1 pseudogene is annotated in these 1,819 nt (G+C 43.3%); it reads left to right on the top strand.

The features are described from left to right. Positions 1 to 731, top strand: a pseudogene (locus F6K40_RS31620) (formylglycine-generating enzyme family protein); the annotation flags it as partial. Positions 732 to 1,819 lie beyond the last annotated feature (1,088 nt).

The following is a 1,819-nucleotide window of genomic DNA, read 5'->3' as shown; positions in this document are numbered from 1 at the left end:
GTAGATTTCTCATGGGGTCTCCAGAGACGGAAGCAGGAAGATTAGATTGGGAAGGTCCGCAACATTATGTAGATGTACCAGAATTTTTCATGGGAAAGTATCCAGTCACTCAAGCACAGTGGGAAGCAGTTATGGGAAAAAAGAATTTTTGGCAGGTGATTATGGGAAGTGAAAATAATCCTTCTAGGTTTAAAGGTGTAAACCGTCCTGTATAAAGGGTAAGTTGGAACGACGCGACAAAGTTTTGTCAGAAACTCTCAGAAATAACAGGTAAAAAATATAGTTTACCCAGTGAGAGTCAGTGGGAATATGCTTGTCGAGCAGGTACAACAACACCATTTTATTTTGGGGAAACTATAACGTCTGAGTTAGTTAATTATAATGGTAACTATCCTTATGCTAAGGCTCCGAAAGGAAAATATCGTGGAGAAACAACAGATGTAGGAATTTTTCCTCCCAATGGTTTTGGTTTGTATGATATGCACGGGAATGTTTGGGAATGGTGTCAGGATGTTTGGCATGATAATTATGAAGGTGCGCCTACAGATGGAAGTGCTTGGGAAACTGGAGGCGACAGTAACATAAGAGTGCTCCGTGGCGGTAGCTGGACCTACGATTCTAGGAATTGCCGTTGCGCCAGGCGTAACGACGACTTTGCCGACCTCCTCATCAACTCTTGGGGTTTTCGGATTGTCTCGTCTGTCTCGGTTGTTTCTGTCTCTCGTTCCTAGGATTCTTCCCCTTTATTCTTTTCCTCTTTTCCCCTTTATTCTTTTCCCCTTTTCTCTCTTCCCTCCCGCGAATTAATCCGTATATCCGTGCCATAATCCGTGTGAGCTATCCGTGCCATAATCCGTGTGAGCTATCCGTGCCATAATCCGTGTGAGCTATCCGCGCCATAATCCGTGTGAGCTATCCGTGCCATAATCCGTGTGAGCTATCCGCGCCATAATCCGTGTGAGCTATCCGCGCCATAATCCGTGTGAGCGGAAGTCAGGGCAAGACAAGGATTTTGCCACAGATGCACGGATGATAGAATTTGCATGATGTGGAACTTCCCAAAAAAATCGGCGACGAAAGGATTTTCCCCTTGCAAGCGTCTAAGAGTTATAGCACTTTTGATGGTAGTGAGACAGTTTCATACTATTTCCTTTGCTTCAACGGAAAAGCTGGTACTTTTTCCAGACTTACAGCAGTTTTCATTTGGATAGACCACTGTAGGGGCGATTCGCGTTTGCGCAGCATTCCGCAGGAAATCGCCCCTACAGGATTTTTGCTTTTGAAGATGTAGTTCATCAATTTGAAAAGCGCTGTAAAATTGCTCAAACCTTTATTTGCCAATGCTTGGAGATTTAATCAGCAAAACCTAACTATTGTCCAATAGATCAATGACATCTCAAGGGATGGAAACAGAGGGATATAGCTGTCGCACTTGCTCCGGAAACTACAACCGAAAAGCTGGTACTTTTTCCAGACTTAAAATTGCTCAAACCTTGATTTGCCAATACTTTGAGATTTAATCAACAACCCCTAACTATTGGACAATAGATCAATGACATCTCAACCCATGGAAACAGAGCGATATAGCTGCCGCATTTGCTCCGCTCGCTGCAACCGAAAAGCTGGTACTTTTTCCAGATTTAAAATTGCTCAAACCTTGATTTGCCAATACTTTGAGATTTAATCAACCAACCCTAACTATTGGACAATAGATCAATGACATCTCAACCCATGGAAACAGAGCGATATAGCTGCTGCACTTGCTCCGCTCGCTGCAACCGAAAAGCTGGTACTTTTTCCAGATTTAAAATTACTCAAA

The sequence above is a fragment of the Okeania sp. SIO3I5 genome (assembly GCF_010672085.1).
Lineage (GTDB): Bacteria > Cyanobacteriota > Cyanobacteriia > Cyanobacteriales > Microcoleaceae > Trichodesmium.
Note: the sequence above shows the minus strand (reverse complement) of the source record. Positions and strands in the feature narration are given on the sequence as shown.